The sequence below is a fragment of the Candidatus Acidiferrales bacterium genome, from assembly GCA_035515795.1.
In the GTDB taxonomy this organism is placed as follows: Bacteria; Bacteroidota; Ignavibacteria; order Kryptoniales; family JAKASW01; genus JAKASW01.
The window spans coordinates 228,749-253,299 of the sequence record DATJAY010000003.1; the positions used below are offsets into that span (position 1 = coordinate 228,749).

The window sequence follows — 24,551 nt, forward strand, 5'->3', positions numbered from 1 at the left end:
CGCGAGACAGACGAAGCGTTGGGTGCAACGCCAACTGAAGGAGAAAAGATAAATGTTCTGTCCTCACTGTGGTAAAGACAATCAAGGCGAGTTGAAATACTGTCTACATTGTGGATCGCCTCTCGGGACGTTACCCCATCCCTCAGAGCAGCCCGCTCAGGCCACTGTTGTTGAGCGACCGACTCCGACTGCTCTCATTGCGTCGGGATGGGTTGTGTCGGTACTTATGCTTTTTGACCGTGCTTTCGGTTCATCTCTCGGGGTTATTTTTGAGGCCGCGGCCCTGATATGCGCCGTTGTTCTCATATCCTCGAAGAATCACACGGGCAAGACAAATGGGTGGTTCATCCTTGCCTTGTGGCTCATCTGGTTTCTTATCGGCTTCATATCGGGATATGCTAATCGTGTCAATGGTTCATTTTGAAAAAGAGATATATCATGGATCGCTGGTCATGTGACTTCGCCACAAACGAGGCTACGGATTCCACACCACGCGCACATCATATCAAGAAGGAGCGCGAGACAGGCCACGCGAAGCGCGTGGCAAGCTGTGATTCGCGCGGATGTTACAATTACTCTAAAAAAGGAGGATATTAGAATGAAGACTATTAGCTTAGCGGCTGTCATGGCTGCTGCTTTCTGTGTCTCCAGTACTGCGTTTGGTCAATCAAAACTGGCTATCGAGGTACTCGGAGGAGAGTCTTTCAATGCCGTTAACAGCGGCGGTACCCTGAGCAACTGGGGTAATGGATGGACTGTCGGTGGAGGCTTAGCGTACCACGTTATGCCAAACGTGGATATTGATTTCGATCTATGTTATGACCGTTACCCGTATGAAGGCGGTCACGTGGAGCTTGTTCTTCCAGCCGTTGCAGGTCTTAGATACGCCGTTACCGGGAAACCTTCGATTGCAGAGGAAGCATCGTTGGGCGTGCGATTTACTGCAGCTACGCCAGTCGTTAGCCCATTCCTTTCAGTGAAGGGAGGCCTGCGCAACCTATCTACGGGAAAAATCGACGTGGCGGAGTGGTTTGATCCGACTCCGCAAGATGTTTCACATTGGACTTATAATGGCACGGGCAGTTCCAATATTAACTTTTTTGCTGCCGTTGGCTTTGGTCTCCTGGTGCCCATTAATTCGATGGTCTGTGTTTCGATTGAAGGAAGGTTCACTCAGGTCTTTGTCCCTAATGAAATTTTCGTACCTCTCGCTGCGCGGGTACAATTCAATCTATGATGACGCATGAGCAAACGTCGTCTGACAAGCCGCATCACGACGCTTCCCGACCTAAATCGTGTCGGGACAGGCTCAAAAGGATCTCGCTCCATGCCGCCGACATTTTATATTTCATGGAACGGCGGCACGGCGAGATGCGGCAGGACGTTATGCGAACATGCGCCGCGCACACGTTCAATGGCAGCGATGTTACGTGATGTCTATAACCGTGTCACTCATATAGAGCTAAGCTCGTGGGACTGATGAACAAGAATGCACTCCGCCCGTACCTGGTCTACACGTCCTGGTACGTCTTCATTGTGATAATCTTTTTTATCCTCTGGCCCCTGAACGGGATGAGAACGGGGTACTTCCTTATCTTAGCAGGCCTCGCTGGTCTAGCGATGCGCCCATTCGTTCCAGACGGCTTGAAAAAACCGGGTTGGACTACAGAAAGGCAAAGGCGGGACATGCTCTGGGGAAGTCTGGCGGGCATCGTCATTGGACTCGCTTACCTGTACATAAAGTGGCTATGACGGCGCATCATGTTTCTGAGCAACAAGACCGTAGCGAATATCACGATTGGCCGCTTCGCTCAGTCCGGCTTCCAGTCTTTTCTGAGATTTGTTTTTCTGCGCGGCGCACGTCGTATAACAACGGCACAAAGGCGCTCAGTTATCGTATATGTCGAGTTCGCTTCATGGCACGCACATAGCAGGCTTCAAGGAGCGCGGCACGACTTTGTCCGGCGAGACGTTATGCGACACGCCGCATTTCAAATAACATGTGTAAAGGTAGGTGAAGAATGACCCGCACTCTGACACTATGTTTGGTTCTGCTCCTCTATGGTTGCGGAAACCGTAAGCAACAGCCAGTGGTAGACCGAAGTGCCTCCACACATCTGAGTGTCCCGGTTCATCCTAAAAGGTTTCCAATTGACACAACAATAATTTGCTCGGTACCCCTTTATTCCTCTTTGCCTTCTCAGTATCTAAAATATCATCTTTGGGGTGATGGTTGGGATAGCACGCTTTCTTGGACCGAGGAATTCATGGCTGGAAATGACACACTGCTCCACAAAATTGACTCAGGCTGGGTGGACGATGATGAACTGGTAGACGCGCCCTCCGCGTCTCAACACGACAGTATTCTCTCCAAGAAAAAAAATATCTTCCTTGATGGTATGACCAAACTAATCATAGATACCGTTCACCCGGGCGATGGGCGCCGTGACTTCTTCAAAAAGGTGAGCTCATACATGTTTCGGAACTATTTCAATAAGATGGGATACTCCGATGGACAGATTCTTCGTCTGCATTCCGCATTCTGGCAATATTATGATGACAAGGACATTTTTATGATCGCGTTGCAAGACCCCAATCCTCCAGGGGCTGAGAGTGCATCGGCTTACGACCCAACCACAAGGAAGGTTATCCCATTTTACAGCCCGTAGATATGAGCAGCTACTCTCCAGAGATATACATAGACAAGGCAAGCGGGGCGTCGTCTAACACGCGTCGCATCACGATGCTTCCCGACCAGGAGCGCGGCGTGATTCGCGCGGAGGTTGGGCGACATTTGCACTAGATTTAATTTGAAAGGAGAGATTAACATGACGAGAAGAATCATTTTGATGATATTGCTTTCACTGGTTGCCGGGGGTTGCGGATTGCTCAACACTCATGGTGGTGCAAAGAACGGCTTGACGACCACGTTCACAATCAGCGATACAACAGGGAGGGCCACCTCAACGTTCCGTTCTGGAGAACCATTCCTGCTGTCATTCGCTCTGACAAACAACAGTGGGGATACGTTCACAGCGCACTTTCCTCCAATGCCACCCGTCAGATTTGAAATCCTACAAGGGGATAGCGTTGTGGTCTATTCAAACCCGAAACCGACAGGTCCCATTATCGCTCATCCAAACGTCGTAATCGAAGCGATGTTCCTCGAACCTTACGACACACTTCATACCCAATGGAAGGCACCTGACACTCCATATGAAAATTCTAGTATCGTTCTCGCTGATGGCAACTACACGGCTCAAGTATCTTTCCCTTCTTTTGACAAAACCACTCTAGATACCGTGGAACAGATCAAGTTTTCTGTCGTGCAATGATTGAGACTACGAGAAGGGAAAGCGGGTTCGTCAGGGTGCAAACGGCAGATAACACACGGGACAAAGACGCTTCCCGATCAGGAGCGTGTCCCGCGCACATTATATCAAGAAGGAGCGCGGCGTGATTCGCGCGGAGGGTAGGCGCCAATGGCGTTACACTAATACTTGAAAGGGAAAAGTCCCATGCTTGCAATTCGTTCTATTTTATTTATGACCTTGTTCTCTTTGCTTGTCAGCTTCTTGATGGGTTGCACATCAGCAATTGAGGATGAGGATTGGCGAGTCCGCAAAGCCGCTGTCGAGAAGCTAACTGAACAAGAGGTTCTGGCCAAAGTTGCGATTGAGGACACAGTCTCTGATGTCCGTGAAGCTGCTGTCAAGAAGCTTACCGATCAGGCAATTCTTACCAAGGTTGCGATTGAAGACACAGTCTCTGATGTCCGTGAAGCTGCTGTCGAGAAGCTTACCGATCAGGCAATTCTTACCAAGGTTGCGATTGAAGACACGGTCTCTGATGTCCGCAAGGCCGCTGTTACCAAGCTAACCGATCAGGCAGCGCTGGCAAGGGTGGCGACTCAGGACAGGAACGAATATGTCCGTCAATCGGCTATCTATGAACTCATCGACCAGTCACTGCTGGCTAAGGTAGCTATCGAGGATAGGCAAGAGGACGATTGGGGAGTTCGTCAGTCCGCTGTCAATAGGCTCACCGATCAGTCACTGCTGGCTAAGATTGCCATTGAGGCCGATGATTGGCGAGTTCGCGAAGCCGCTGTCGAGAAGCTCACCGGACAGGATGTTCTGATCAAGGTTGCGGTTGAAGACAAGGATCTGTATGTCCGCCAAACTGCTGTCGAAAAGCTCACTGACCAGTCGGTACTAGCCAAGTTTGTAGCTAAGGGCAATAATTGGGTTATCCGCAAAGCTGCTGTCAAGAACCTCATGGACCAAGTGCTATTGGCAAAGCTTGCAATCGAGGACGATGATTGGCAAGTCCGCGAAGCCGCCGTCGAGAAACTCACGGATGAGGCACTGCTGACTAAAATTGCTGTCGGGGATAGGCGGGAGGACGTTCGTGTCATTGCTATCAACAAGCTCGCAGAATCGGCAATCCAAGGTGAAAATTCGGAGGTCTGTCAATCCGCTGTCAATGAGCTCACCGATCAGGCACTGCTGGCCAAGATTGCTATTGAGAACGGTGATTGGCAGGTCCGCGAAGCCGCTGTTAGGAAGCTTACTGATGAGGAAATGCTGGCCAAAGTTGCGATTGAGGGTTTGGATTTGAATGCCGGGCAAGCCGCTCTCGAGAAGATTTCCAATGAAGAAGTGGTGGCCAAAGTGGCGATTGAGGATGACCATATTGATTATTATGTCCGCGAAGCCGCCGCCAAGAAACTTACCGATGAGAACGCGGTAGCCAAAGTGGCTATCAACGGCAAACATTGGGATGTCCGTGCAATAGCCGTCACTAAGCTTACAGATCAGACGCTGCTAACTAAGATTGCTATCGAGGACATGGATGAGTTTGTCAGGCAAGCCGCTAATAATCGAATCAGAGAACTTGTAGGTGAGCGATAACCAACAGGACGGGATGTAATCTTATGACTTACCTTCTACTATGCACACTGAGATTAAATGACGAAAATAGCAAAACTAACAGAATAGATTCATAGAAATGAGCGGGCAACTGCAACTAACACGCGCAAAGAAGACGCTTCCCGATCAGGAGCGTGTCCCGTGCCCATTATATGAAGAAGGAGCGCGGCGTGATTCGCGCGGAGGTTAGGCGCCAATGCGTTGCATCCATCTCCTTTAAAGGAAATAGGCAGTTTATGAAAAGGCTATTTGCGATTTGGTCCACCGTCATTGCCGTGGTCACGATTCCTGCATTTGCCCAAGACCGACCATTGATGGCGTCGGTTTCAGTGGACGTAATCCCTGTCACTGGTCTCTTCCTGTACGGAACCAATGCTCTTGAGCCATCGCGCGCAGGATTCTACGTTCAAGGCTATTTAAACTATCAGATGTTTTCGCACGAATCTCTAACGGCATCTCTTTCTGCCGAGGGAGGATATGCTGCCATACAGACAGTCCAGATAGGATTACTGGTGAGTGATCCGCCAAAGATCGAAACTTACCAGTCTTTCATTTTGGCTGGCATTGAACTATCCACAAGTTCTGTGATTAGTCCATTCCTCAGAGCTAGAGTAGGAATATCGAAGGTAACGATTTCACCAGACTCCGCCTCTTTCTTTTCGCTAAGTGGGCAGTCGTGGGCATTTGCGCTGGCATTAGGAGGTGGCGTTCGATACAAGATGACTCAGTCGATAGCCGTTTCAATCACCGCCGACTACCTTGGGAGTTTGAAAGAGAATATCCATGTCTATGCTGGTGACGGAAGACCAGACGGTTTGGCCGGGCCTGTCGGAACATTCCCGATTGGATTGTCGATCGGATACTTCTTTTAACAAGGTTTGCATCATGTCTCATTTAAGTGCCTACAAACTTGCAACGCAGCGGACGGCTAACAACGCGAATCAACGACGGTTCCCGATCAGGAGCGTGTCCCGCACATTGTATCAAGGAGCGCGGCGTGATTCGCGCGGAGGTTGGGAGCAGCACAAGATAATGAGTATTATACTTCGCAGATTCGTCATCCGATTGTTCGTCTGGGGTCTGCTTGTAGAAGCTACCGTTGCTTATGGACAAGTGGTCCCGCGAACCTCTTCAAGCCATTATGGTACAATCACTGGTACGGTTCGAGATTCCGCCACTGGTGAGCCAATACACAATGCCTCGATTGCTCTAGATTCCTCGGTACAGCTTATGGTTGGGAGCGACACAGGAGGCAACTATTTGATTTCTAAAGTCCCTCTAGGGAAGCATTCATTAAGGGCATCATACATCGGGTATGACGCGGTTATGCGATATGGGGTTGAGGTCGCGGCAAATGAGACTACCCGCGTTGACATCTATTTCAAGGACCAGGATGCCAAGTGGGCAGACCAGGCAAGGTCTGACTTAGCTAATGGTTTTGTTCGAATTTGGTTCGCGGGACTGGGCGTATCTCCGACCCCCGACTCGGCATTTACTGAGAAGTACGGTTTTGCCCCCGTGGTTTTGGGATGTAATTCATTTGGTTCCGATGCTTACAATGCTGTCGTCATCAAGTATCTAGAAAAACGAAATGGACAAGGGTGGTATCAACGCTTTTGGGATGACTGGGATGCTTATTTGAAAGAGCATGGACACAAGTAAATTTGGAAATAATTTGTGCCGTCGCCTAACAGGCGGGACAAAGACGCTTCCCGACCAGGAGCACGGCAGTGATTCGCGCGGAGGTTAGGCGCAATTGCCGATGGTTCGGCCAAGTAATGAGAAAGGAAATTGTTCTATGAAGGGGACTGGGAAGTCGAATTTGCTTATCGTTCTAATGATAGCTTGTTTGGTGGCGGGCTGCAAGCGCCCCGATAATGCTGTCGGACCAACGACTGGCACAACTGGAAGTCTTGTCGGTAACATTGACCTGATGCAGCAAGACCGCACGTTTGCGGGCAACGGAGAGGGTGTACAGGTTTCTATTCAAGGAACTTCTCTTTCAACGACAACGGATACTTCTGGTTATTTCAAATTCTCTGACTTGAAAGCTGGGACCTACAGAATCATTTTTCACAAGTCAGGGTTCGGCACTGCCGAACTGGAGTCATATCAGTTTGTCCCAAATGATACTTTCTCTCCTGTTGTGTTTCAGATTTTGTTCCAGATTCCCAGCTATTATGCTTCGGCACTTAGAGTCGTTGTATTAGATAGCACTGTAACGATCCATGGCTGTTTATCAGATTCTGGGAGTTATCAGAAGCTTGCTCTGATATTTGTCGGAATGGATTCTACTATTGCCGATTACAACCATTCAGCTTTTTATATATTTGCGCAAATCCCTTCTGACTCTTCGCAATTCTATGGTTCAATCGCCACACAGACATTTCATAACTTTGGTCTTCAAAGCGGCTCCGTCGCCTACTTAGCGGCGCGCACTTATGTTGGCTTAGCGACCTACACCGATTCAACAGGGAAGGAGATTTACACGTCGTTTAATCCAAATGTGACCAGAGCGAGTATTGTTGTGCCATGAAAGTCATAATGCTTTCGCTCTCATCCGATCGGCAACTGCAACCAACAGCGGCAATCACGACGCTTCCCGACCAGGAGCGCGGTGTGCGCAGAGGTTAGACGACACGCAACAGAACATGACTTTGTTGATTGAAGGACATAATATGGAGGTATTTATGCGACGTAGCATCGTTATCCTAAGTCTCTCTCTACTATGGGCTGGCTGTATCAAGGATAATCCCGTATCACAAGTTACCAAAACTATTGAATCCGATAACTTGCAGGTCACATTCAGCATTCCCCGACCATCGTACGGAATTCATGACACCTTGAGGGCAACGACGACGGTATATAACCCCGGGGACACCACGATTCGCTTTGCTATTCCCGTCTGCTGGCCGATAGCCTGGTACTCAGTTCAGGACAGTAGGGGAACCACGAGATTGAGTTATAGCGCGCCACGCGATTATGGTTGCGCTTCTGCGATTGAATATTCGATTCTACCACATCAATCACAACAGATTTCTCTGTTGCAGATCATGATCGCAATAGTTGACCTTGAAGGAACGCAGAATGCTCAAGGTTCATACGTATTGGCAACGGACAACGGCTTTGGGACATTTTCACTGAAGTTTACAGTCAATTGAGCTGTAATATGATGTATAGGTTGGAAAGTCTTTCAATGACCAGTTGCGCGCCGGCTAACAACGCGAATCAACGACGGTTCCCGACCAGGAGCGTGGGACAGGCCACGCGAAGCGCGCGCCAAGCTGTGATTCGCGCGGAGGTTGTGTGGCACCCAGCCTTAAGGAGGATTAGAGTATGATGTTTGTCAAATTGTTCGCAGAAGGATTTCGGGTTCTTCTGATGTTAACCTTGGCCTTCGTTGCCTGCTGCACACAGTCCTGCAACACAAACGGGGGAAGCCTCGTTGGGTATACTACACCCGTTTTTCAGGACCGGTCTTTTGATCTAAATGCCGATGGCAATCCGGACTTTGCCTTCCATTGTACGGGTGGAACCACGATGTCCATCCCGCCATCCACTTGGGACGATTTATATGTGCAGTGTCTTGATAGCAACGAGGTGCAAACGTCGGTCTCAGGTTTCACTTCGGCATTATCTAACGGCGCACTGATTTCAGATTCGACCGGATGGGGATCGTATTCGGGGCCATTGGCTGTTTCTTCCCAGTCAGCAGGTCGATGGTCTGGGCAGTTTGTAAGCACGACCCCATGCTACTTAGGGCTGCGTCTTTTCCGCAATGGTCATTATAACTATGGATGAGTGGAGTTGACTGTCAATAGCACAGGTTCACTTACTACTCTTGATTCGGCTTATAACTCAATTGTGGATGCGCCCATTCATGCGGGAGATCATCCTTGAACGGGGTCCGATTCACAATGCGCCCAAGATTGAGCGATTTGCCGCGGGACCGTCGCGGTTCTGCGACAAATGACATGCGGGACAAAGATGCTTCCCGAGCAGGAGCGTGGCGCGTGCAAAATATTTTATCGGTCACCGCACACATTATATCAAGAAGGAGCGCGGCACGATTCGCGCGGAGGCTAGGCACGACAGGCGGAAGGGAATGATACCATGAAACATGCAATCTTACTACTGCTTTTCTGCGGCTTGGTAAGCTCCAGTTGCAGCAATTCAGTTACCGGGCCGAATGGGAACCAGAACTTACTCACAAATTCCACTTTTCAAATGAACGGAACGCCGAGCTTGCAGGGTTGGGTTGTCCTCGACACTTCAGCGGTTCATTTTTCTACAGATGTGCCACAAGGTGGTTCAGGAAGTTCCATTGTCATGCACGCAGCATGGTTCGCTCCATGGCCAAGCAACTCGATCTTTGCGACGGTGGTTCCTCAGGTGGGAAGTCACCAATATGCATTGTCCGTTTTTGGGAAGGATACAGGAATCAGTGGCGGTGTGTACGTTTACCTCAATCGCCCTGGTGCATCCAATTCATCTCTCGTCGCGACTCTTCGCATCGATTCTGGCATGACTTGGACGTACTATTCCCAAACGGACACCGTCGCCGCGGCAACTTCGGACACCTTGTTCGTAGTCGTCAATGGCGGCGGAACTGAAATAGTAAGCGGCACCACCTTTTTCAATACTTGTAAGTTTGAGTTGTTGAAATGAGTCGCGCACTGCGCCTAACAAGCGGGACAAAGACGCTTCCCGACCGGGAGCGAGGCGGGAGAGGCTCCCCGATCAGGAGCATGTCCCGTGCAAAGTATTTGTCCTCCTCATTATTGTATATTTGGTATGCGGTCACCGCGAAGTCCTGACCAGTTTATTTGTATGCCGGGATGGCGCAAGCGCGCTCGGGGTCCCGCATCATTTAAATGGCTATGATGTCGGAGCGGGAGATGCCGCAAGGCGGCATATGTCGGTCACCGCACGCATATCAAGAAGGAGCGCGGCGTGATACACGTGAAGGGGAGGCGAAAGTCGCAGGAGGCAAAATGAAAACTCATTCCATTTTAGCAGGCTTTGTGATCTTGGTGGCACTCGGCTTAAGTCAAGGATGCAGTCATTCAACGAAGGTATCCGACGAAACGAGGCCACTATTTGCAATTGATTTGCAGGACGGATTTCAACATGACGTGGTCACCGTGAGCCTGGATAACAGGACGATTTATAATGACTCCGCATTCACCAATTCCGTCCTGAGCTTAGCGGTGCACTTATCGCCATCTGTGTCAGCTGGGTCTCATAGGATCCAAGCATCGATTCCTGAATTGTCAGCTGCTGCCGACACGGTTATTGATATCCGCGACACTATGACCGTTGGCATTAATTACAACCGAAGCGCGAACCATCTGTCTTTCACGGTGTACCACAATATAGTGTTATACATGTGAAGATGGAGCGCGGGACGAATTCTTTCTGGCAAACGTTAGGCGCAACACAACTCACAACTTGAGATAATTCTGTGTCCATCCACAAATACAATCGTCCAATTCTCTTCTACAGTCTGGCGATAGCCATTCCCTGGGCATTCTGGTCCGTTGCCGGCTACGTCAGCCACATCACTCCTTACACAAATCGGAACATGGCCATTGCAAGCGTCCTGGGATTTATCGGCCTTCTAGCCCCAATGGGTGTTGCGTACTGGCTGATCTCAAAAGACCCCGATTTACGGGCCGACGTATCGAAGAGGATCTTGAATCTTCAATCCATAAGGCCGGTCTACCTTATCCTCACTCTCTTTCTGATGCTGGCGAGCATACTTGTTTCTCAAGCGATCTCATTGTTGTTCGGATATAGTCCGACCCAATTCGTCATCACCGGCCACTTCACATTCTCCTCGGGTATCTTCCCGGTCTGGTTTATGCTCATCATAGCTCCCATAGTAGAGGAGTTAGGCTGGCACTCGTATGGTACCGATTGCCTACGCAGCAGAATGAACCTTTTCAAGACTTCATTGTTGTTTGGTGTCTTCTGGGGCGTCTGGCACATACCACTTTCAACCATCAGAGATTACTACCAGAGTAATCTTATCGAAACGGGATGGATCCACGGCGTCAATTTCCTGGTCAGCATTGTCCCCTATGTACTGTTAATGAACTGGCTGTACTACAAGACGGGCCGGAATATTCTTGTCGCTATTGTTTTCCACATTACAGCCGGCTACTTCAACGAGATATTTGCCACACACCCCGACAGCAAGATTATCCAAACAATATTACTGAGTGTATTGGCCGTTGGAATCGTATTAAAGGAAAAGGATTTCTTCTTCCAGAAAGAGTGGACTGGTTGACGATCAGAACGATGAGTTGCGCTGCGAATAGCACGCCGTATCACGACGCTTCCCTCCAAGGTCGGGACAGGCTATCATGAATGCGTGGAAGGAGCCGCGCGAAACGCGCGGGCCGAGCCGCCACTTTAGCGAGGACAGGTTTTTTTCCCCGGCGGACATTAGGCGGCATTTAAACACAGAATCAATGAACGGAGGTACTATATGACAAGATTTATATTCTCTATAGTCCTAGTTTTCTTATTCACCGATTTCTATAACCAAAAAACCGAAGTCAGGTTAGAATACGAGAAGAAGACGTTTGTATACAAAATAATCGGACAGGATTCAATAAGATCCGATTTTTATAGGATATCAGATGATACAATAGCGCGCCCTATTATCGTTTGGATACATGGAGGTGCTTTCGTTTGGGGCAGCAGGAATAGCTTACCCAAAGAACAATTGGAATTTTATCTGGACGCAGGATATTCCGTGTTATCCATCGACTATAGACTGGCTCCCGAAACAAAATTATGTGAGATAATCGCAGATATTAAGGATGCGATCATCTGGGTTCAAAATAATGGCGCACGATTACAAATTGATCCGAAAAGAATCTTTGTAATCGGGCACTCCGCGGGAGGATATTTAGCTTTAATGACCGGCTATATTCTCGACAATCCCCCGCGTGCGATCGTCTCGTTTTATGGTTATGGCGATATACAAAGTGAATGGTGCAATCGACCCGATTCTTTTTATGTCAGTCTTGGGATGGTAACTAAAGAAAAAGCTTTTGAATCAATTCGCAGCTCCGTCATAACAAGTGCCTCCTCCAATGAGCGTTCTGACTTATATGTATATTGTCGTCAACAGGGGATATGGACAAGTATTATAAGTGGTCGTGATCCGGTAAAAGAACCGAAATACTTTGACCGGCTCTGTCCAGTCAAGAATATTACCAGCATTTTTCCTCCTGTGTTGCTCATTCATGGCGATAAGGATACCGATGTGCCTTTCCAGCAATCTATCTTAATGGATGAAGCGTTGAGTCAAAAGAATATTGATCATCAATTTATTAGGATGGCCGGCTTGGGTCACGCCTTTGATAAACTGGGAGGAGGTTTAAGCAACAATCAAATAAGCAACACTTTTCATGAGGTGATTAGATTTATGGATAAATATAAATGACAAGCGGTGCATAACACGCGCGAAAGAGATGCCTCCCTCAAAGATCGGCACGATTTTTTTTGCGCGACACATTATGCGCAACGCAGCCCGATGGAAAGTTGCGCGGTGTATTATCGATAGCCGCGCGGTAGTTTTCTGAAGCCTTTGAAAAGGAGGGCATGTCGATGAAGCAAGACCCGTACAGGTTTCACGCAAAAATTTACGATCGGTTCTATGAGCCTGCCGCAAAGAGATTGAGAGAAGTGGGATTGAAGGCATTCCCCCCAAGAGAAAATCTCTCAATCCTTGATGTGGGGTGCGGGACCGGGACACAATTGGCCTTGTATCAAAGGGGAGGCTGTAAACTGTTCGGCATCGATCTATCACCAGCTATGCTGGCGATTGCGCGGCAACGACTGGGCGAAACCGCCGACCTCCGTTTAGAAGACGCCTCACAGATGACATTTGACAGCCGGACATTCGATCTCGTCACGATGGTATTGACACTTCATGAAATGCCGGCCCGGCTTCGTTCCGCCGTGCTGCAAGAGTGCAAGCGGGTTGTGAAAACAGACGGTCGTATCATGCTCATGGATTACCATTTCGGGCCGCATCCATTTCCGATGGGCTGGGTATGGAAAATCCTCGTTACACTAATGGAGATCAGCGCGGGCCGCGAGCATTATGCGAACTACCGTGACTTCATTACCCGACAAGGTCTGAAGACGCTCGTTCTTGAACAGCATTATACTCTGGAGAAAAGATTCATATTCGATAGCGGGGTCGCCGCTATCTATTTACTTGAACCATGAACGGAAATCTTCCGCGTTTGCGCAGGTCTCCATTTGCGCATCGCATGGTACGCTCAAGAGAGACGCTTGATTGTCGTATATGATCGAACTCGCTCCATGCCGCAAACATAATGTACCCCCAAATAGGAATGTGGCACGGCCCTGCAATGAAAGAGTGCTGGGCAGGCGTGGTTCAGGCGGACGTTATCCAAACAGTGCGACCAAAGAAACCACATATGGCAGGCTGAAAACAAATCGAAGATAGAGAGTTTTGAGAGCCTCCGACTTTCGAACCTTTGTCAAGAGATAACCGGGATAAATTTCTCCAATTCTTAGTATAGCTTTCAACTTGCCTTCAAGAATTCGAAACTCTCTCGGTAATTTTTCAAAAGAGTCTCCCGCAGCTTCGCATGCTGGCCTTCTCTGAGGTGCGGGTCACGTTCGGCGATCCTGAACGCCGATCTTCTCGCCTGAATTATCAAGTCGCGGTCTTTGATTAGATCTGCTAACTTCAGCGGCGGAACGCCGCTCTGCTTCGTGCCGAAGAATTCCCCCGGACCGCGAATCTCAAGATCATATTCCGCGATCTTGAATCCGTCCGATGTTGATGTGAAGAGCCTGAGCCGCTGATAGGCGACAGCATCTTCTCGGGTTCGGATTTTCTTTTCATCGAGGTACTTCTCATCCGTCATGAGTATGCAATAAGATTGATGCACACCGCGGCCGATTCTCCCGCGAAGCTGGTGGAGCTGACTCAGACCGAAGCGCTCGGCATGTTCCACCACCATCACAGTGGCGTTCGGCACGTCGATGCCGACTTCTATCACGGTTGTCGCCGCCAAAATATTTATCGCGTTCTTCTTGAATGCGAGCATGATGTCGTTCTTCTCGGTTTCGGTCATCTGCCCGTGTATCAACCCGACTTTAAACCCGCGAAAAACCTCGTCTCTCAAGCGCACAAAACTCTGGGTCGCCGCTTTCAGGTCTAGCTTTTCCGTTTCGTTTACCAGCGGGTATACGAAAAAAATCTGCTGGCCGGCCAGCACCTGTTCACGGATGAACTTGTAAACGCTTTCTCGCTGTGATTCGCTGCGCAGTGCCGTCTTGATTTTTTTCCTTCCGCCGGGCATCTCGTCGATGACCGAGACATCCAGGTCGCCGTAAATCGTGAGTGAGAGCGTCCTCGGTATCGGGGTCGCCGTCATGACCAGCAAATGTGGGTTCTCACCTTTCCCCTGAAGTGCCATTCGCTGCACGACTCCGAAACGATGCTGCTCATCGACAACTATTAATCCGAGCTTGTTGAATTTGACCTTCTCCTGGATGAGCGCATGTGTGCCGACCACTATGGATGCGCTGCCGTCCTCGATATCGGAATAAATCTGCGTTCGATCTCCCTTCTTTTGTCCTCCGATCAACATTGCAGACTTGATCCCGAGCAGATCGACGTATTGTTTCACGGTCGCGAAATGCTGAGCCGCGAGAATTTCCGTCGGCGCCATGAAGGCTGTCTGGTAGCCGTTTTCAACCGCTATGAGGATCGCAATGAGTGCGACGATTGTCTTTCCGCTTCCGACGTCTCCCTGAAGAAGTCTTTGCATCGGGTGACTTGACTTCAGATCGATAAAGATTTCCTGCAGGACCTTCTTCTGCGAATCGGTCAACTTGAATGGAAGAATCTCGTTTGTCAGCTTTCCGACCAGATGGTTTTTCTTCGCGGACATCTGAATCCCCGGTGCGAGTTTTGTCAAGTTTCGCCTGATGCCGAGGAGCAGCTCTAGGTAGAAAAGTTCTTCGAACTTGAACCTGCGCTGTGAGTAACCGAGATGCCGCTCATCTTTGGGAAAATGTATCGAAGCTGCCGCATCCTTGAAATTCATGAGAGAATTTGTGGAAAGGACTTCAGCAGGAAGAATATCATCCGGGAATTCGTAATCTTGCCGTGACTCCAAGAAATTCCGGATGATTCTTCTCAATCCGCGAGAATCCATGCCGACCCTCCTCAAGCCCTCCGTGGCAGGGTACACCGGAATTATTCCGCCGGTGTGAAGGAATTCCTCGTCCGATTCATCTTCCAGATAATCGTAGTCCGGATGGATGAGACACGGCTCGTCCTGGTACGTCGTGACTTTTCCCGAGAATGCAATGAGCTCGCCTTCTTTGAAGGCGCGTATGAAATATTGTACTCCGTTAAACCAGACGCATCGCATCGTCCCTGTTTCGTCTGCCAATTTCGCGAAAAGAAATTGTCGTCCACCTCTTTTCACATAAAGCGATTTTATTCTCCCGACGAACGTCACTTCGTCCGGCGTCAGAAGTGCCGATTGGGCATCTTTTATCTTGAGAATCCTGCTCCTGTCTAAATATCTGCGGGGAAAATAGTAGAGGAGGTCGAGCTGAGTTTTAACACCTACGGTGGCGAGTGCCTCGGCCCGCTTAGGACCGACGCCTTTTAAATACTTAACATCGTCCTCCGCAATCGAACCTTTGCCGCTGAAGGAAGAGGAATTCATATCAGGCATTCAGCGGTCAGGTGTCGGCATTTAGCTGGGATGCCGGTGTATTGCGGAATGCCGATCCATGATTCCCGATGGCCGCTTCTACTTTTCTTATGATATCATCCAGGTGGCCGGTGTTGTTGACAAAATCGATCTCGTCCGATTCGATGATCAGAAGATTCCGGATGCCTTCGCTTGAATGCTCCGATCGGGTGTTATATTTTGTGATCCACTCTTCGTAGCTGCTGTTCAGTCGTTCAAGGTATTCTTTTTTTATGCTCTGTTCGTATTCTCTGCCGCGGAGCTTTATCTGCTTCATTAACGTATTGACGTTCGCGCGAAGATAGATAAGGAGGTCGGGCGGTTTCAGGTAATCCACCATGATGTTAAAAAGCTCGCGATAATTTTCGTAGTCGCGCCTGTCCATGTTGCCCATCTCGTGGAGGTTGCGGGCGAAAATTTCGACGTCTTCGTAAATCGATCTGTCCTGTACTACCGACTCCGGCATCTCGATAATTTTTTTGTGGTTCTTGAAGCGGTTGGATAAAAAATAAACCTGCAGGTGGAACGACCACCGCTTCATATCGCGGTAGAAATCGCTCAGGTATGGATTGTCTTCAACCGACTCGTAAAATGGAATCCAGCCGAAATGTCTGCTGAGCAGCTTGGTGAGGGATGACTTACCGCTGCCGATGTTTCCGGCAATTGAGATGAATACTTTTTTGGGTGACTGGCTCGCCATCGATGCCTCGGATTTTTATCAATTTAGTTTTGGATTGCAGAAATTGCAACGCAGTGGTTGGAGATGAGTACGGATGTGACATCACCGGTTTCTTATCAAGTCCGTCAAAGTCCTTTTCGCTTCTTCTAACGCACGTGCCCGGTGACTCATTTTGTTTTTCAATCCCGGATCCATCCCGGCATAACTCATTTTGTATCCGTCCGGTTGAAACAATGGGTCATATCCGAAGCCATTGGCACCACTGACTTCGTTCAGAATTTTTCCCGGCACTTCGCCGACTGCGATCTCATCTATTCCTTTTCCAAATATTGAAATCACGCATCGAAACTTCGCACCCCGTTTTTCAAATGGGACGCCTTTCAACTCCAGAAGGAGCTTCCTGTTGTTTGCCTCGTAAGTCGCGTTCTCGCCCGAGTATCTCGCGGAATAAACTCCGGGTCTTCCGCCGAGGGCATCCACTTCGAGTCCGGTGTCGTCGGCGATCGAAAGAATACCTGTCTTTTCAAAAACAGTCCTCGCTTTCTTCCTTGCATTATCTTCGAGCGTCTCTCCATCTTCATCTATCTCGCCGATCTCCGGAAAATTATCCAATGACGACAGTTCCAGAGGCAGGTCCGATAGAATGTTTCTGATTTCTTCAACCTTATGTCGGTTGTGGGTTGCAAGAACGATCTTCATCTACGAAGCACAACACATCATTTCAGGAAGTTTTATCTTCCGCATTCTTGGGAAAAACTTTGAAGTAGAGATTCACGGCGCTTCCGATCGCGGTGAGCAAATTTAGAATGACAAAGATCGGGTCGCCAATCGCGTAGACGGTCAGTGCGATGCTCCCGGGAAAATAAAGCAAAAGAAAAGAGAGCTTCATGCCGGAACGCTTGGACCTAACGACTTCAAGTGTCTGAGGAATCCAGCACGCGACGATGGCAATCAAACCGATGAGTCCGACAATTTTCATTTTTATATTAGAAGCTTTACCGCTTCCGAAATTTTCCGCACCTCTGAGATTTCGATATCTAATTTCGACATCGCGCCCTTGAAGTTTGCGTGAGGCACAATCGCTTTTTTGAAACCTAACTTGGCCGCCTCCTGCACGCGCCGCTCGATCTGGCTGACACTTCGCACTTCACCGGCGAGCCCGACCTCTCCGATAACGATTGTGCTCGAATCAACCGGGACATCCTTATAACTTGAGATGACGGAAACAGCCGCCGCGAGGTCGATTGCAGGCTCGTCGACTTTCACTCCACCGGCAACGTTTAGAAAAACATCGAAGCCGCCCAATTTCAATCCCAATCTTTTTTCGACTACCGCAAGAATAATTCCCAGGCGGCGATAATCGAATCCGGTAGAAGTTCGCTGCGGCACCGAGTAGCCGGTCGGCGTGACGAGTGCCTGAATCTCAAGGAGTATCGGACGCGTTCCTTCGATGGCAGCGGTGACGGTCGAACCGCTCGCGCCGTAGCTTCTTTCAGAAAGAAAAATCTCCGACGGGTTCTCGACTTCAACGAGTCCAGTCTCGCGCATCTCGAATATTCCGATCTCGTTGGTCGATCCAAATCTGTTTTTGTTCGCGCGGAGAATTCTAAAGGCGTAATGCCGCTCGCCTTCAAGCTGCAGGACTGCGTCGACGATGTGCTCCAGAACCTTTGGCCCCGCAGCGATTCCATCTTTCGTCACATGACCGACCACGAAGACCGCAGTGCCCGTGAGCTTTGCAAGCTGTGCTAGCTTCGCCGAGCACTCGCGTACCTGGCTGACACTTCCGGGTGCCGAGACGACTTCGGGGTGGTAAATTGTTTGTATAGAATCGACGATCAAGATGGGCGGGCTGAACTCAGAAACCGCTTTTACTATGGACTCCAGATCGGTTTCAGAAAGGACGAATAAATTGTCCAGGGTGGTTATTCCCAGCCTTTGAGCACGCACCCTGACTTGTGCACGCGATTCCTCTCCGGTGACGTAGAGTATTTTGCCTAATTTTGGATTTCGCGCAAGCTGCATCATTAAGGTGGATTTGCCGACTCCCGGATCGCCCGCAATGAGGATGATTGATCCCGGCATGAGTCCGCCGCCGAGCACACGGTCGAATTCTTCGATCCCCGTTGAGAGACGTTTTCCCTCACTGACCTCAACTTCGCTCAGCGGGACGATTTCAATTTTGCTTCTGGATTCTTTTTTCCTTGGGGTTTCGTTGATCAGCTCTTCAACAAAGGAGTTCCACTCTCCGCATTCAGGACAACGCCCGATCCAGCGCGGTGAGACGTATCCGCAGTTCTGACATGCGAAACGGATTGTTTGCCTGGACATGGTAACTCAATTTAACAGCGAAAAACCAATAGTTAAAAGTGAATAGCAGAAGATTTTTCGACGTTCACTATTCGTTTTTCCCTAACAGATCAGCACCAACTCGTCTTGCTCCCTTCCGGTTACCACGGCTTTGTTTGAACTGTCGATGAAGACATTGAGTTCGGACCTAACTCCCATTTTGCCCTCCAGATAAATCCCCGGCTCGAGAGAGAAAAGACATCCTGGTACAAGCTGCCGCGTATCCTGAGTTTCGAAGTTGTCGATGTTTGCTCCATTGCCGTGCACTTCTTCGCCGATAGAGTGTCCGGTGCGATGCGTGAAATATTCTCCATAGCCCGCACCTTTGACGACGTCTCTGCATATATCATCAACTTCCCAGCCGGCGACCTGCTTCCCTTCATTTAGTCTCGAACTCAAGAATTCGAAGCCCGCTCGCCTCGCGTCTCGGACAACATGGAACGCCTTCACATATTCTTCCGGCGGATCATCTCCGACGAATGCGCTCCATGTTATATCGTAGTAAATCGATCCGGGCTTGTCAAATTTTGCCCAGAGGTCGATAAGAAGTTTGTCGCCCGGTTTTATTTTGCGGGAGTTCTTTGGAGTCGGAGCAAAATGCGGATTTACAGGATGGTCGTTGGTGCCGACTATCAGCGGGTCGTCTGTTATAAGACCGTTTGTCTTGAAACGCTTCTCGATGAACTGTTCTATCTCATATTCGGTCTTGTATTTCTTGTTCCGCAGGGACTTGCGAACCTCGTTGAAGGCTTCGTCTAAAATTCTGTCGATGAGTTTTCCGGCCTTGAAGTGCGACTTGATCGCTTTCTCATCAAGGAGCGCCTCGAATTGCTGGACTAAATCCGCGGACGAAGCGATTTGATGTCCGAAGCTTTTCACGAGCTCAATGGTTCCGCCATCCACGATCGAAACGTACGGAATTGCGTTCATAGGTGAACACTGCATTGCAATTTTCGAAGGACTGCCAAGCATCTTTTTCAAATTTGAGTGAAGCTCCCGCCAGCTTGAATACATAAGCTTGTTTCCGGGAAGGTGGTCTAATTTTGCCGGCTCCACGCGGTGAGCAAGTTTCACAGGCTCGCCGCTCGCCGGAATGAAATAATACCATCGACGTGTCGACATGGCATGCGGGTCCATCCCGAGAATTTTCAAGCCCATGTGGTCGCGGTTATGGAAGTCGAAGAACAACCAGCCATCGATGCCCAGGGATTTGATCGCGGTTTGGATTTTTTGAAGTTCCATGGATGCTCCGGGTTTTTCACAAGTTATGAAAAGACGGCGGTTGATTCAAAGCTAGGCGGGCAACCCCATAAAAAAACCGACCCGCTGTGGGGTAGCCAGCAGGTCGGTACGGATAGTCCGAGGATTCTTGGGGTAGGGTGGGATCCTCGTCGAAACTCGTTAATAAACCCGGCTTTAATATAGTTGCGCGTTTTTGTTAATGCAAGTGAAAAATTTGAAATTTTTAAGTAAACGTTACACTTGGGTTAACTTTAGATCATCAAACCTTGTCAAGTCGCAAGGTGTCGGTAGGCTTCAATCAACCCTCCAGGAATAATGCAACATACGGCGCAATTCCTTATATTAAATTTTGAAGTGAGCAGAATTTATTGAGCATTTTCGGAAGAAATCATAAAAGAATCCTCGTCGCAAGGCCGGACAGAATAGGTGATGTTGTCCTCTCGACGCCGGTCTTTCACACACTGAAAGATTCATTCCCGGGTTCGTTTATTGCTGCCCTCGTTTCACCTTACACGGGTCCGCTCTTGAAGGGAAATCCTTACATAGATGCGGTCATCACGGACGGTCCTGCCAGAAAAAATCTCCGAATGAAGGTAAGGGAACTTCGTAAATACAAATTTGACACGGCCCTTCTTCTCATGCCGACGAAACGTCTCGCTTACATGACGTTTCTTGCAGGGATTCCTTACCGTGTTGGAGTTGGGCGTATTCTGTATGAAGTTATTACGCTCATGCATGGAGTCTCAAGAAGAAAATACAATCCGCTGAGGCACGAGTCCGAGTACATGCTTGATCTGGCAAGGAGGATCGGCGCGCAGAAAATATGGACGCAGCCGGAAATCTTTTTGACCACGGAAGAAAAAGATTTTGCACATGAATTCTTAATGCGAAAAGGGTTTGATTTGGGCCGTGCCATCATCGCCATCCATCCTGGCAGCGGGCATTCTTCTCCCAGCTGGAAACCCGAAACGTATTCCGCGTTGGCGAGTATGCTGGTACGGAACGGTACACAGGTGTTCGTGACGGGCGCGGACCACGAGAAATACATCGAGGAGTTTTTCTCAAAGATCACAGGTAAAGACATAAGAACATCTTTTGGTGAGCTCTCATTACGCGAGATGACTTCGGTTATCTCTCAAATGAGTTTGCTAATCTCTTCCAGCACGGGGCCGATGCACATAGCGGCGGCAGTCGGCACTCCTACAGTTTCGACATTTTGCCCGTTGACTGCCTGCTCGCCGAAATTATGGGGGCCAATCGGCGCGTCTTCAGCACATAAAGTAATCCTTCCGCCGGAAAATTTTTGTAAGACACAATGCCCCGGTGACCCGCATGTCTGCACGTTCGGGGATGGCACGAGCGGAATCGCCGTGAGGGAAGTGTTTGATGCCGCCGTTCAGACAATTCGCAAGACCGAGGAAATTCCCGTGAGCGGAGTGTCCGGTTTTTCCAGCGAGATGCAGCGACTCCGATGATAATTCGCCAGGCATCTTCCAGCGATGTCGATTCCATAGCTTCACTTCTGTCAAAATCTTTTCTGGAAGATACTTCCATCGTCCGCGTCAGCATAGAAAATAATCCGCGCTATTCGTTGTCCGACATGTTTGTCGCCGAAGACAAGAGCGTGAACGCCGGGATCGTGGGTTGTTTGCGAATAACTCCGCTTGAAGTCTACTCTCGCGGAGTAAGGATGCCGATGGGCGGTATCGCCGCAGTTGCGGTTCAACCGGAAGCGAGAAGGCGTGGAATTGCAGAAGCTCTCATGGAAGATTCATTGAGAAGGATGTACGAAATGGACTACCCTATCTCCATGTTGTTTCCATTCAGGCATCACTTCTACAAAAAGTTCGGTTACGGCTATGTTGGGGCCGTGATGCATTACGAATTTGCGCCGGCTAATATTTGTAATTTTTCTTCGACAGCAAATTCGTCATTAAGAGAGGAGCGGTCTCATGTTCGTGCATTCGCAAAGGGAGACAAAAGCAAGATAAAAAGAGTATTGCAGCAGGAAATACAGGCGAATGGCGGATTCACCGTTCTGCGGAATGATAATTTCTGGGATCTGGTGGTCTTTCCAAAGTTCAAGGATGCTTATGTCTACGACGACGGCGAAATAAAGGGATATGTCGCATTTGAAGTCTATAAGGAACATGCTGCAGCCGATGGGCTCGTCGGGGAGACTGTTTTGAACATAAAAGAATTTGTCGGACTTGATGCCATGGTGCATCGTGGTCTATGGGGCTTCCTTGGCGCGCTCCGGGAGCAGGTGACCCGCGTAAAATTTCTCGCTCCAGCGGATTACCCGGTCCATCTTTTTCTGAAGGAACCGAGCGAGTCCCATTACAGGAGATTGTTCTTCGAGTATAAAACTTTTTCAACACTCGCGTCAGGTTTCATGATGAGAATCATAAATGTCCCGAGCGCGCTCAGCAGGTTGCGCCATAACATTGATCTGCCGGCAGACTTTGTAATTAAGATCAGTGATGGCAACCTTCCGATGAACTCGCGGACTTTCAACCTGCATGTACACAACGGCGAGACGACAATCGATGAAACGAGACAAAACGTGCAGTTTGAATCGGATATTGAGATATTTTCGCAGATTTATGCCGGCTTCTTAAAGCCCAGCGACGCATTGAAACTCGGCTTTGCGCGCGGCGGAAAATTGATCGCAGCAAAACTTGATGAACTTTTTAAGGCTCCTGCACCGTTTATATATCAGTACGACATTTTCTAATCAACAGAGAGAAAAATGAATCTGATTTCGATGGTGGTTCTAGGCGTTTTGAACTTTATAAACATGGGTTGCAAAATGAATAATGGTGCTGATGAGAGTCTAAAGTGGACGAATATTACCGATGGCATGAAACAGGCATCGACCGCAAAGAAGAAAATGCTTGTCGACGTCTATACCGATTGGTGCGGCTGGTGTAAAAAAATGGAAAAGGATACTTACGGCGACGACTGCGTAAAAAATTACCTTGCACAGAATTATGTTCTCATAAGATTGAATGCGGAGAGTGATTCTAAAGAAACCGTTGGCAATGAGGAGGTAACACAGGCGGATATTGCATCCGCGTTTCGAGTGGACGGTTATCCTACGACGGTTTTTTTAACGGCCGATGGTCAGCGGATTACTTCTGTTCCGGGATACATGAAACCGGCCGAATTTTTACAGGTACTGAAATATATCGGCGAAAACTATTACGAAAAGATGAATTTCCAGGATTACTTGAACTCGCAGAGCGTGCCGGCGAAATAAAAGATGAACAATTATTGACTGTTTGCGATTAGCACTCACCAGACGAATCCCTACTTTCTCCCGGTGGAAGGATAATAAGAGATAACAAGAGGAGTCCTTCTGCTCCACGGTTTTGGATTTTTGGCCATTTCAACCTTTTGTCTGGTTGTGCGTCTGACGTTGAGGTAAAATCGTAATTGAAATAAAATTCTAGTGTGAAATGGAAAACAGAAATAGGCTGATCTTCCTGGATATTCTCAGGGCAATCGGTGTCATGTTGATGATTGAAGGGCATACGCTGGATGCCGTTTTGAGCCCACTGTACAGAGATGGCTCCACATTCATGTTTCAGCTGTGGACTTTTTTTCGCGGACTGACCGCGCCGTTCTTTTTCTTCTCCGCCGGACTTGCGTTTGTGGTGGCGACGGTTAAAAACGATTTTGGAGGCCTTAGTATTTCTAACAGAACAAAATCCAGGCGCATCAGAAGAATAGCGACGCTGCTGCTATTGGGATATGGTCTGCATTTTCCTCTTGAACTTCTTTATGAGCCGTCAGGTGTTCCATCATATAACTTAAAGATATTTTTCTATGTGGATGCGCTGCATGTAATCTCATTGTCACTTCTGGTAATTCTCGTCATTGCGTTGTTCGCGAAAAAGGCAGAGGCATTGCTTCGTTCTTATGTTATCGCTGCCGTTTTATCGCTCGCAATTGCGCCGGTGGTTGAGCCCATCAGGTGGGAAAATTTTCTCGCTCCGTTTTTCTATTCCTACCTTACATTCCGTTCCGGGTCGTTTTTCACTTTTTTCCCCTTTTCGGCTTATTTATTTGCCGGAGCTTCTTTCGGCGCTGCCTCGCTTACTATGCCGATTGAAAGCCGTTCCCGCGCGTTGTCCGGAAATTTCATGAAAGCCTCTATCGTCTCTCTGTTATTGTTCCTCGTTTTCTTTCCCATCCAGCTTCTGTTTGTTTCTCTCTATGTCGACTACTGGCGTGCCTTGCCGGCGATAAATTTTTTGCGATTCGGCATCGTAGGACTTGTAGCTTCCATGGTCGGTTACTTGAGTCTGAAGGTTAGGCATTTTCCGAAAATTATCCCGGCGCTCGGCAGGAATTCCCTCACGATCTATGTCGTGCACCTGATGGTCGTTTACGGTTCGCCGATAAATCTCGGCCTTACGCAGCTGATTCCGGAAGGGACAAACTCCGCGGTTGCAATTCTTCTCGTCGTTGGAGTTGTGTCGTCAATGGTTGGAATGGTCTACGGGATAGAAGCCTACAAAGTGAGGAAGAGGAAAATTGAAGTTATTACTGTCAGCGAAATAGCGAAGTAAAAAC

The 24,551-nt window shown here is 48.9% G+C and carries 26 protein-coding genes; 20 read left to right on the forward strand and 6 right to left on the reverse strand.

Features of this window, described 5'->3' with window-relative positions; genetic code table 11:
* The first annotated feature begins 52 nt into the window (after positions 1 to 52).
* From VLX91_02250 to VLX91_02325, 16 genes are all read left to right on the forward strand, one after another.
* Positions 53 to 424: a zinc ribbon domain-containing protein gene (locus VLX91_02250; GenBank protein HUI29011.1), complete on the forward strand. Its 372-nt coding sequence runs from the start codon at positions 53 to 55 to the stop codon at positions 422 to 424.
* Between the two features lie 174 nt (positions 425 to 598).
* Complete coding sequence (locus tag VLX91_02255; protein ID HUI29012.1) at positions 599 to 1,237, forward strand: hypothetical protein; 639 nt, start codon at positions 599 to 601, stop codon at positions 1,235 to 1,237.
* 6 nt (positions 1,238 to 1,243) lie between these two features.
* Complete coding sequence (locus VLX91_02260) at positions 1,244 to 1,480, forward strand: hypothetical protein (protein HUI29013.1); 237 nt, start codon at positions 1,244 to 1,246, stop codon at positions 1,478 to 1,480.
* A complete protein-coding gene (locus VLX91_02265) occupies positions 1,480 to 1,752 on the forward strand; it encodes a hypothetical protein (GenBank protein HUI29014.1) in 273 nt (90 codons plus the stop codon). The genes VLX91_02260 and VLX91_02265 overlap by 1 nt, the downstream gene beginning before the upstream one ends.
* Positions 1,753 to 2,267: 515 nt before the next feature.
* Positions 2,268 to 2,669: a hypothetical protein gene (locus VLX91_02270; protein ID HUI29015.1), complete on the forward strand. Its 402-nt coding sequence runs from the start codon at positions 2,268 to 2,270 to the stop codon at positions 2,667 to 2,669.
* 159 nt (positions 2,670 to 2,828) lie between these two features.
* Positions 2,829 to 3,335 carry a hypothetical protein gene (locus VLX91_02275; GenBank protein HUI29016.1) on the forward strand — a complete coding sequence of 169 codons (507 nt, stop codon included), beginning with the start codon at positions 2,829 to 2,831 and terminating at the stop codon, positions 3,333 to 3,335.
* Positions 3,336 to 3,518: 183 nt separating this feature from the next.
* Positions 3,519 to 4,913 carry a hypothetical protein gene (locus VLX91_02280; protein ID HUI29017.1) on the forward strand — a complete coding sequence of 465 codons (1,395 nt, stop codon included), beginning with the start codon at positions 3,519 to 3,521 and terminating at the stop codon, positions 4,911 to 4,913.
* A gap of 254 nt (positions 4,914 to 5,167) precedes the next feature.
* Positions 5,168 to 5,803: a hypothetical protein gene (locus VLX91_02285; protein ID HUI29018.1), complete on the forward strand. Its 636-nt coding sequence runs from the start codon at positions 5,168 to 5,170 to the stop codon at positions 5,801 to 5,803.
* Positions 5,804 to 5,816: 13 nt separating this feature from the next.
* Complete coding sequence (locus VLX91_02290) at positions 5,817 to 6,593, forward strand: carboxypeptidase-like regulatory domain-containing protein (protein ID HUI29019.1); 777 nt, start codon at positions 5,817 to 5,819, stop codon at positions 6,591 to 6,593.
* Positions 6,594 to 6,729: 136 nt separating this feature from the next.
* Positions 6,730 to 7,467, forward strand: coding sequence for a carboxypeptidase regulatory-like domain-containing protein (locus VLX91_02295; GenBank protein HUI29020.1), 738 nt, complete (start codon positions 6,730 to 6,732; stop codon positions 7,465 to 7,467).
* Between the two features lie 154 nt (positions 7,468 to 7,621).
* Positions 7,622 to 8,092, forward strand: a complete 471-nt coding sequence (locus VLX91_02300; protein ID HUI29021.1) for a hypothetical protein — start codon at positions 7,622 to 7,624, stop codon at positions 8,090 to 8,092.
* Between the two features lie 952 nt (positions 8,093 to 9,044).
* On the forward strand, positions 9,045 to 9,599 hold the full coding sequence (locus VLX91_02305; protein HUI29022.1) for a hypothetical protein: 555 nt from the start codon (positions 9,045 to 9,047) through the stop codon (positions 9,597 to 9,599).
* Positions 9,600 to 9,925: 326 nt separating this feature from the next.
* Positions 9,926 to 10,324 carry a hypothetical protein gene (locus VLX91_02310; GenBank protein ID HUI29023.1) on the forward strand — a complete coding sequence of 133 codons (399 nt, stop codon included), beginning with the start codon at positions 9,926 to 9,928 and terminating at the stop codon, positions 10,322 to 10,324.
* A 71-nt stretch (positions 10,325 to 10,395) separates the two neighbouring features.
* Complete coding sequence (locus VLX91_02315) at positions 10,396 to 11,223, forward strand: CPBP family intramembrane glutamic endopeptidase (GenBank protein ID HUI29024.1); 828 nt, start codon at positions 10,396 to 10,398, stop codon at positions 11,221 to 11,223.
* Between the two features lie 201 nt (positions 11,224 to 11,424).
* Positions 11,425 to 12,390, forward strand: a complete 966-nt coding sequence (locus VLX91_02320) for an alpha/beta hydrolase (GenBank protein ID HUI29025.1) — start codon at positions 11,425 to 11,427, stop codon at positions 12,388 to 12,390.
* A gap of 164 nt (positions 12,391 to 12,554) precedes the next feature.
* On the forward strand, positions 12,555 to 13,181 hold the full coding sequence (locus tag VLX91_02325; GenBank protein ID HUI29026.1) for a methyltransferase domain-containing protein: 627 nt from the start codon (positions 12,555 to 12,557) through the stop codon (positions 13,179 to 13,181).
* 323 nt (positions 13,182 to 13,504) lie between these two features.
* Here the strand turns inward: VLX91_02325 and recG are convergent, their stop codons facing one another.
* The 6 genes from recG to VLX91_02355 all read right to left on the reverse strand — a co-directional run bounded on the left by recG (position 13,505) and on the right by VLX91_02355 (position 19,970).
* A complete protein-coding gene (gene recG, locus VLX91_02330; protein ID HUI29027.1) occupies positions 13,505 to 15,682 on the reverse strand; it encodes an ATP-dependent DNA helicase RecG in 2,178 nt (725 codons plus the stop codon).
* A gap of 7 nt (positions 15,683 to 15,689) precedes the next feature.
* Positions 15,690 to 16,400, reverse strand: a complete 711-nt coding sequence (locus VLX91_02335) for a deoxynucleoside kinase (protein HUI29028.1) — start codon at positions 16,398 to 16,400, stop codon at positions 15,690 to 15,692.
* An 81-nt stretch (positions 16,401 to 16,481) separates the two neighbouring features.
* Complete coding sequence (gene rdgB, locus VLX91_02340; protein HUI29029.1) at positions 16,482 to 17,078, reverse strand: RdgB/HAM1 family non-canonical purine NTP pyrophosphatase; 597 nt, start codon at positions 17,076 to 17,078, stop codon at positions 16,482 to 16,484.
* A 22-nt stretch (positions 17,079 to 17,100) separates the two neighbouring features.
* Positions 17,101 to 17,358 (reverse strand): PQ-loop domain-containing transporter, encoded by a 258-nt coding sequence (locus VLX91_02345; protein ID HUI29030.1) that lies wholly within the window; start codon positions 17,356 to 17,358, stop codon positions 17,101 to 17,103.
* 2 nt (positions 17,359 to 17,360) lie between these two features.
* On the reverse strand, positions 17,361 to 18,710 hold the full coding sequence (radA, locus tag VLX91_02350) for a DNA repair protein RadA (GenBank protein ID HUI29031.1): 1,350 nt from the start codon (positions 18,708 to 18,710) through the stop codon (positions 17,361 to 17,363).
* An 81-nt stretch (positions 18,711 to 18,791) separates the two neighbouring features.
* Positions 18,792 to 19,970 carry a M24 family metallopeptidase gene (locus tag VLX91_02355; GenBank protein HUI29032.1) on the reverse strand — a complete coding sequence of 393 codons (1,179 nt, stop codon included), beginning with the start codon at positions 19,968 to 19,970 and terminating at the stop codon, positions 18,792 to 18,794.
* A gap of 368 nt (positions 19,971 to 20,338) precedes the next feature.
* On the opposite strand from VLX91_02355, the gene VLX91_02360 reads away from it, so the two are divergent.
* The 4 genes from VLX91_02360 to VLX91_02375 all read left to right on the forward strand — a co-directional run bounded on the left by VLX91_02360 (position 20,339) and on the right by VLX91_02375 (position 24,547).
* Positions 20,339 to 21,445, forward strand: coding sequence for a glycosyltransferase family 9 protein (locus VLX91_02360; GenBank protein ID HUI29033.1), 1,107 nt, complete (start codon positions 20,339 to 20,341; stop codon positions 21,443 to 21,445).
* Positions 21,442 to 22,707 (forward strand): GNAT family N-acetyltransferase, encoded by a 1,266-nt coding sequence (locus VLX91_02365; protein HUI29034.1) that lies wholly within the window; start codon positions 21,442 to 21,444, stop codon positions 22,705 to 22,707. The genes VLX91_02360 and VLX91_02365 overlap by 4 nt, the downstream gene beginning before the upstream one ends.
* Positions 22,708 to 22,722: 15 nt before the next feature.
* Positions 22,723 to 23,232, forward strand: coding sequence for a thioredoxin fold domain-containing protein (locus VLX91_02370; protein HUI29035.1), 510 nt, complete (start codon positions 22,723 to 22,725; stop codon positions 23,230 to 23,232).
* Between the two features lie 199 nt (positions 23,233 to 23,431).
* Positions 23,432 to 24,547, forward strand: a complete 1,116-nt coding sequence (locus VLX91_02375) for an acyltransferase family protein (protein HUI29036.1) — start codon at positions 23,432 to 23,434, stop codon at positions 24,545 to 24,547.
* The last annotated feature ends 4 nt before the right edge of the window (positions 24,548 to 24,551 follow it).

What these genes read in the sequence shown, in the direction of transcription:
- VLX91_02250 (HUI29011.1), top strand. Translation starts at nt 53, where the DNA reads ATGTTCTGTCCTCACTGTGGTAAAGACAATCAAGGCGAGTTGAAATAC.
- VLX91_02255 (HUI29012.1), top strand. Translation starts at nt 599, where the DNA reads ATGAAGACTATTAGCTTAGCGGCTGTCATGGCTGCTGCTTTCTGTGTC.
- VLX91_02260 (HUI29013.1), top strand. Translation starts at nt 1,244, where the DNA reads ATGAGCAAACGTCGTCTGACAAGCCGCATCACGACGCTTCCCGACCTA.
- VLX91_02265 (HUI29014.1), top strand. Translation starts at nt 1,480, where the DNA reads ATGAACAAGAATGCACTCCGCCCGTACCTGGTCTACACGTCCTGGTAC.
- VLX91_02270 (HUI29015.1), top strand. Translation starts at nt 2,268, where the DNA reads ATGGCTGGAAATGACACACTGCTCCACAAAATTGACTCAGGCTGGGTG.
- VLX91_02275 (HUI29016.1), top strand. Translation starts at nt 2,829, where the DNA reads ATGACGAGAAGAATCATTTTGATGATATTGCTTTCACTGGTTGCCGGG.
- VLX91_02280 (HUI29017.1), top strand. Translation starts at nt 3,519, where the DNA reads ATGCTTGCAATTCGTTCTATTTTATTTATGACCTTGTTCTCTTTGCTT.
- VLX91_02285 (HUI29018.1), top strand. Translation starts at nt 5,168, where the DNA reads ATGAAAAGGCTATTTGCGATTTGGTCCACCGTCATTGCCGTGGTCACG.
- VLX91_02290 (HUI29019.1), top strand. Translation starts at nt 5,817, where the DNA reads ATGTCTCATTTAAGTGCCTACAAACTTGCAACGCAGCGGACGGCTAAC.
- VLX91_02295 (HUI29020.1), top strand. Translation starts at nt 6,730, where the DNA reads ATGAAGGGGACTGGGAAGTCGAATTTGCTTATCGTTCTAATGATAGCT.
- VLX91_02300 (HUI29021.1), top strand. Translation starts at nt 7,622, where the DNA reads ATGCGACGTAGCATCGTTATCCTAAGTCTCTCTCTACTATGGGCTGGC.
- VLX91_02305 (HUI29022.1), top strand. Translation starts at nt 9,045, where the DNA reads ATGAAACATGCAATCTTACTACTGCTTTTCTGCGGCTTGGTAAGCTCC.
- VLX91_02310 (HUI29023.1), top strand. Translation starts at nt 9,926, where the DNA reads ATGAAAACTCATTCCATTTTAGCAGGCTTTGTGATCTTGGTGGCACTC.
- VLX91_02320 (HUI29025.1), top strand. Translation starts at nt 11,425, where the DNA reads ATGACAAGATTTATATTCTCTATAGTCCTAGTTTTCTTATTCACCGAT.
- VLX91_02325 (HUI29026.1), top strand. Translation starts at nt 12,555, where the DNA reads ATGAAGCAAGACCCGTACAGGTTTCACGCAAAAATTTACGATCGGTTC.
- recG (HUI29027.1), bottom strand. Translation starts at nt 15,682, where the DNA reads ATGCCTGATATGAATTCCTCTTCCTTCAGCGGCAAAGGTTCGATTGCG.
- VLX91_02335 (HUI29028.1), bottom strand. Translation starts at nt 16,400, where the DNA reads ATGGCGAGCCAGTCACCCAAAAAAGTATTCATCTCAATTGCCGGAAAC.
- rdgB (HUI29029.1), bottom strand. Translation starts at nt 17,078, where the DNA reads ATGAAGATCGTTCTTGCAACCCACAACCGACATAAGGTTGAAGAAATC.
- VLX91_02345 (HUI29030.1), bottom strand. Translation starts at nt 17,358, where the DNA reads ATGAAAATTGTCGGACTCATCGGTTTGATTGCCATCGTCGCGTGCTGG.
- radA (HUI29031.1), bottom strand. Translation starts at nt 18,710, where the DNA reads ATGTCCAGGCAAACAATCCGTTTCGCATGTCAGAACTGCGGATACGTC.
- VLX91_02355 (HUI29032.1), bottom strand. Translation starts at nt 19,970, where the DNA reads ATGGAACTTCAAAAAATCCAAACCGCGATCAAATCCCTGGGCATCGAT.
- VLX91_02365 (HUI29034.1), top strand. Translation starts at nt 21,442, where the DNA reads ATGATAATTCGCCAGGCATCTTCCAGCGATGTCGATTCCATAGCTTCA.
- VLX91_02370 (HUI29035.1), top strand. Translation starts at nt 22,723, where the DNA reads ATGAATCTGATTTCGATGGTGGTTCTAGGCGTTTTGAACTTTATAAAC.
- VLX91_02375 (HUI29036.1), top strand. Translation starts at nt 23,432, where the DNA reads ATGGAAAACAGAAATAGGCTGATCTTCCTGGATATTCTCAGGGCAATC.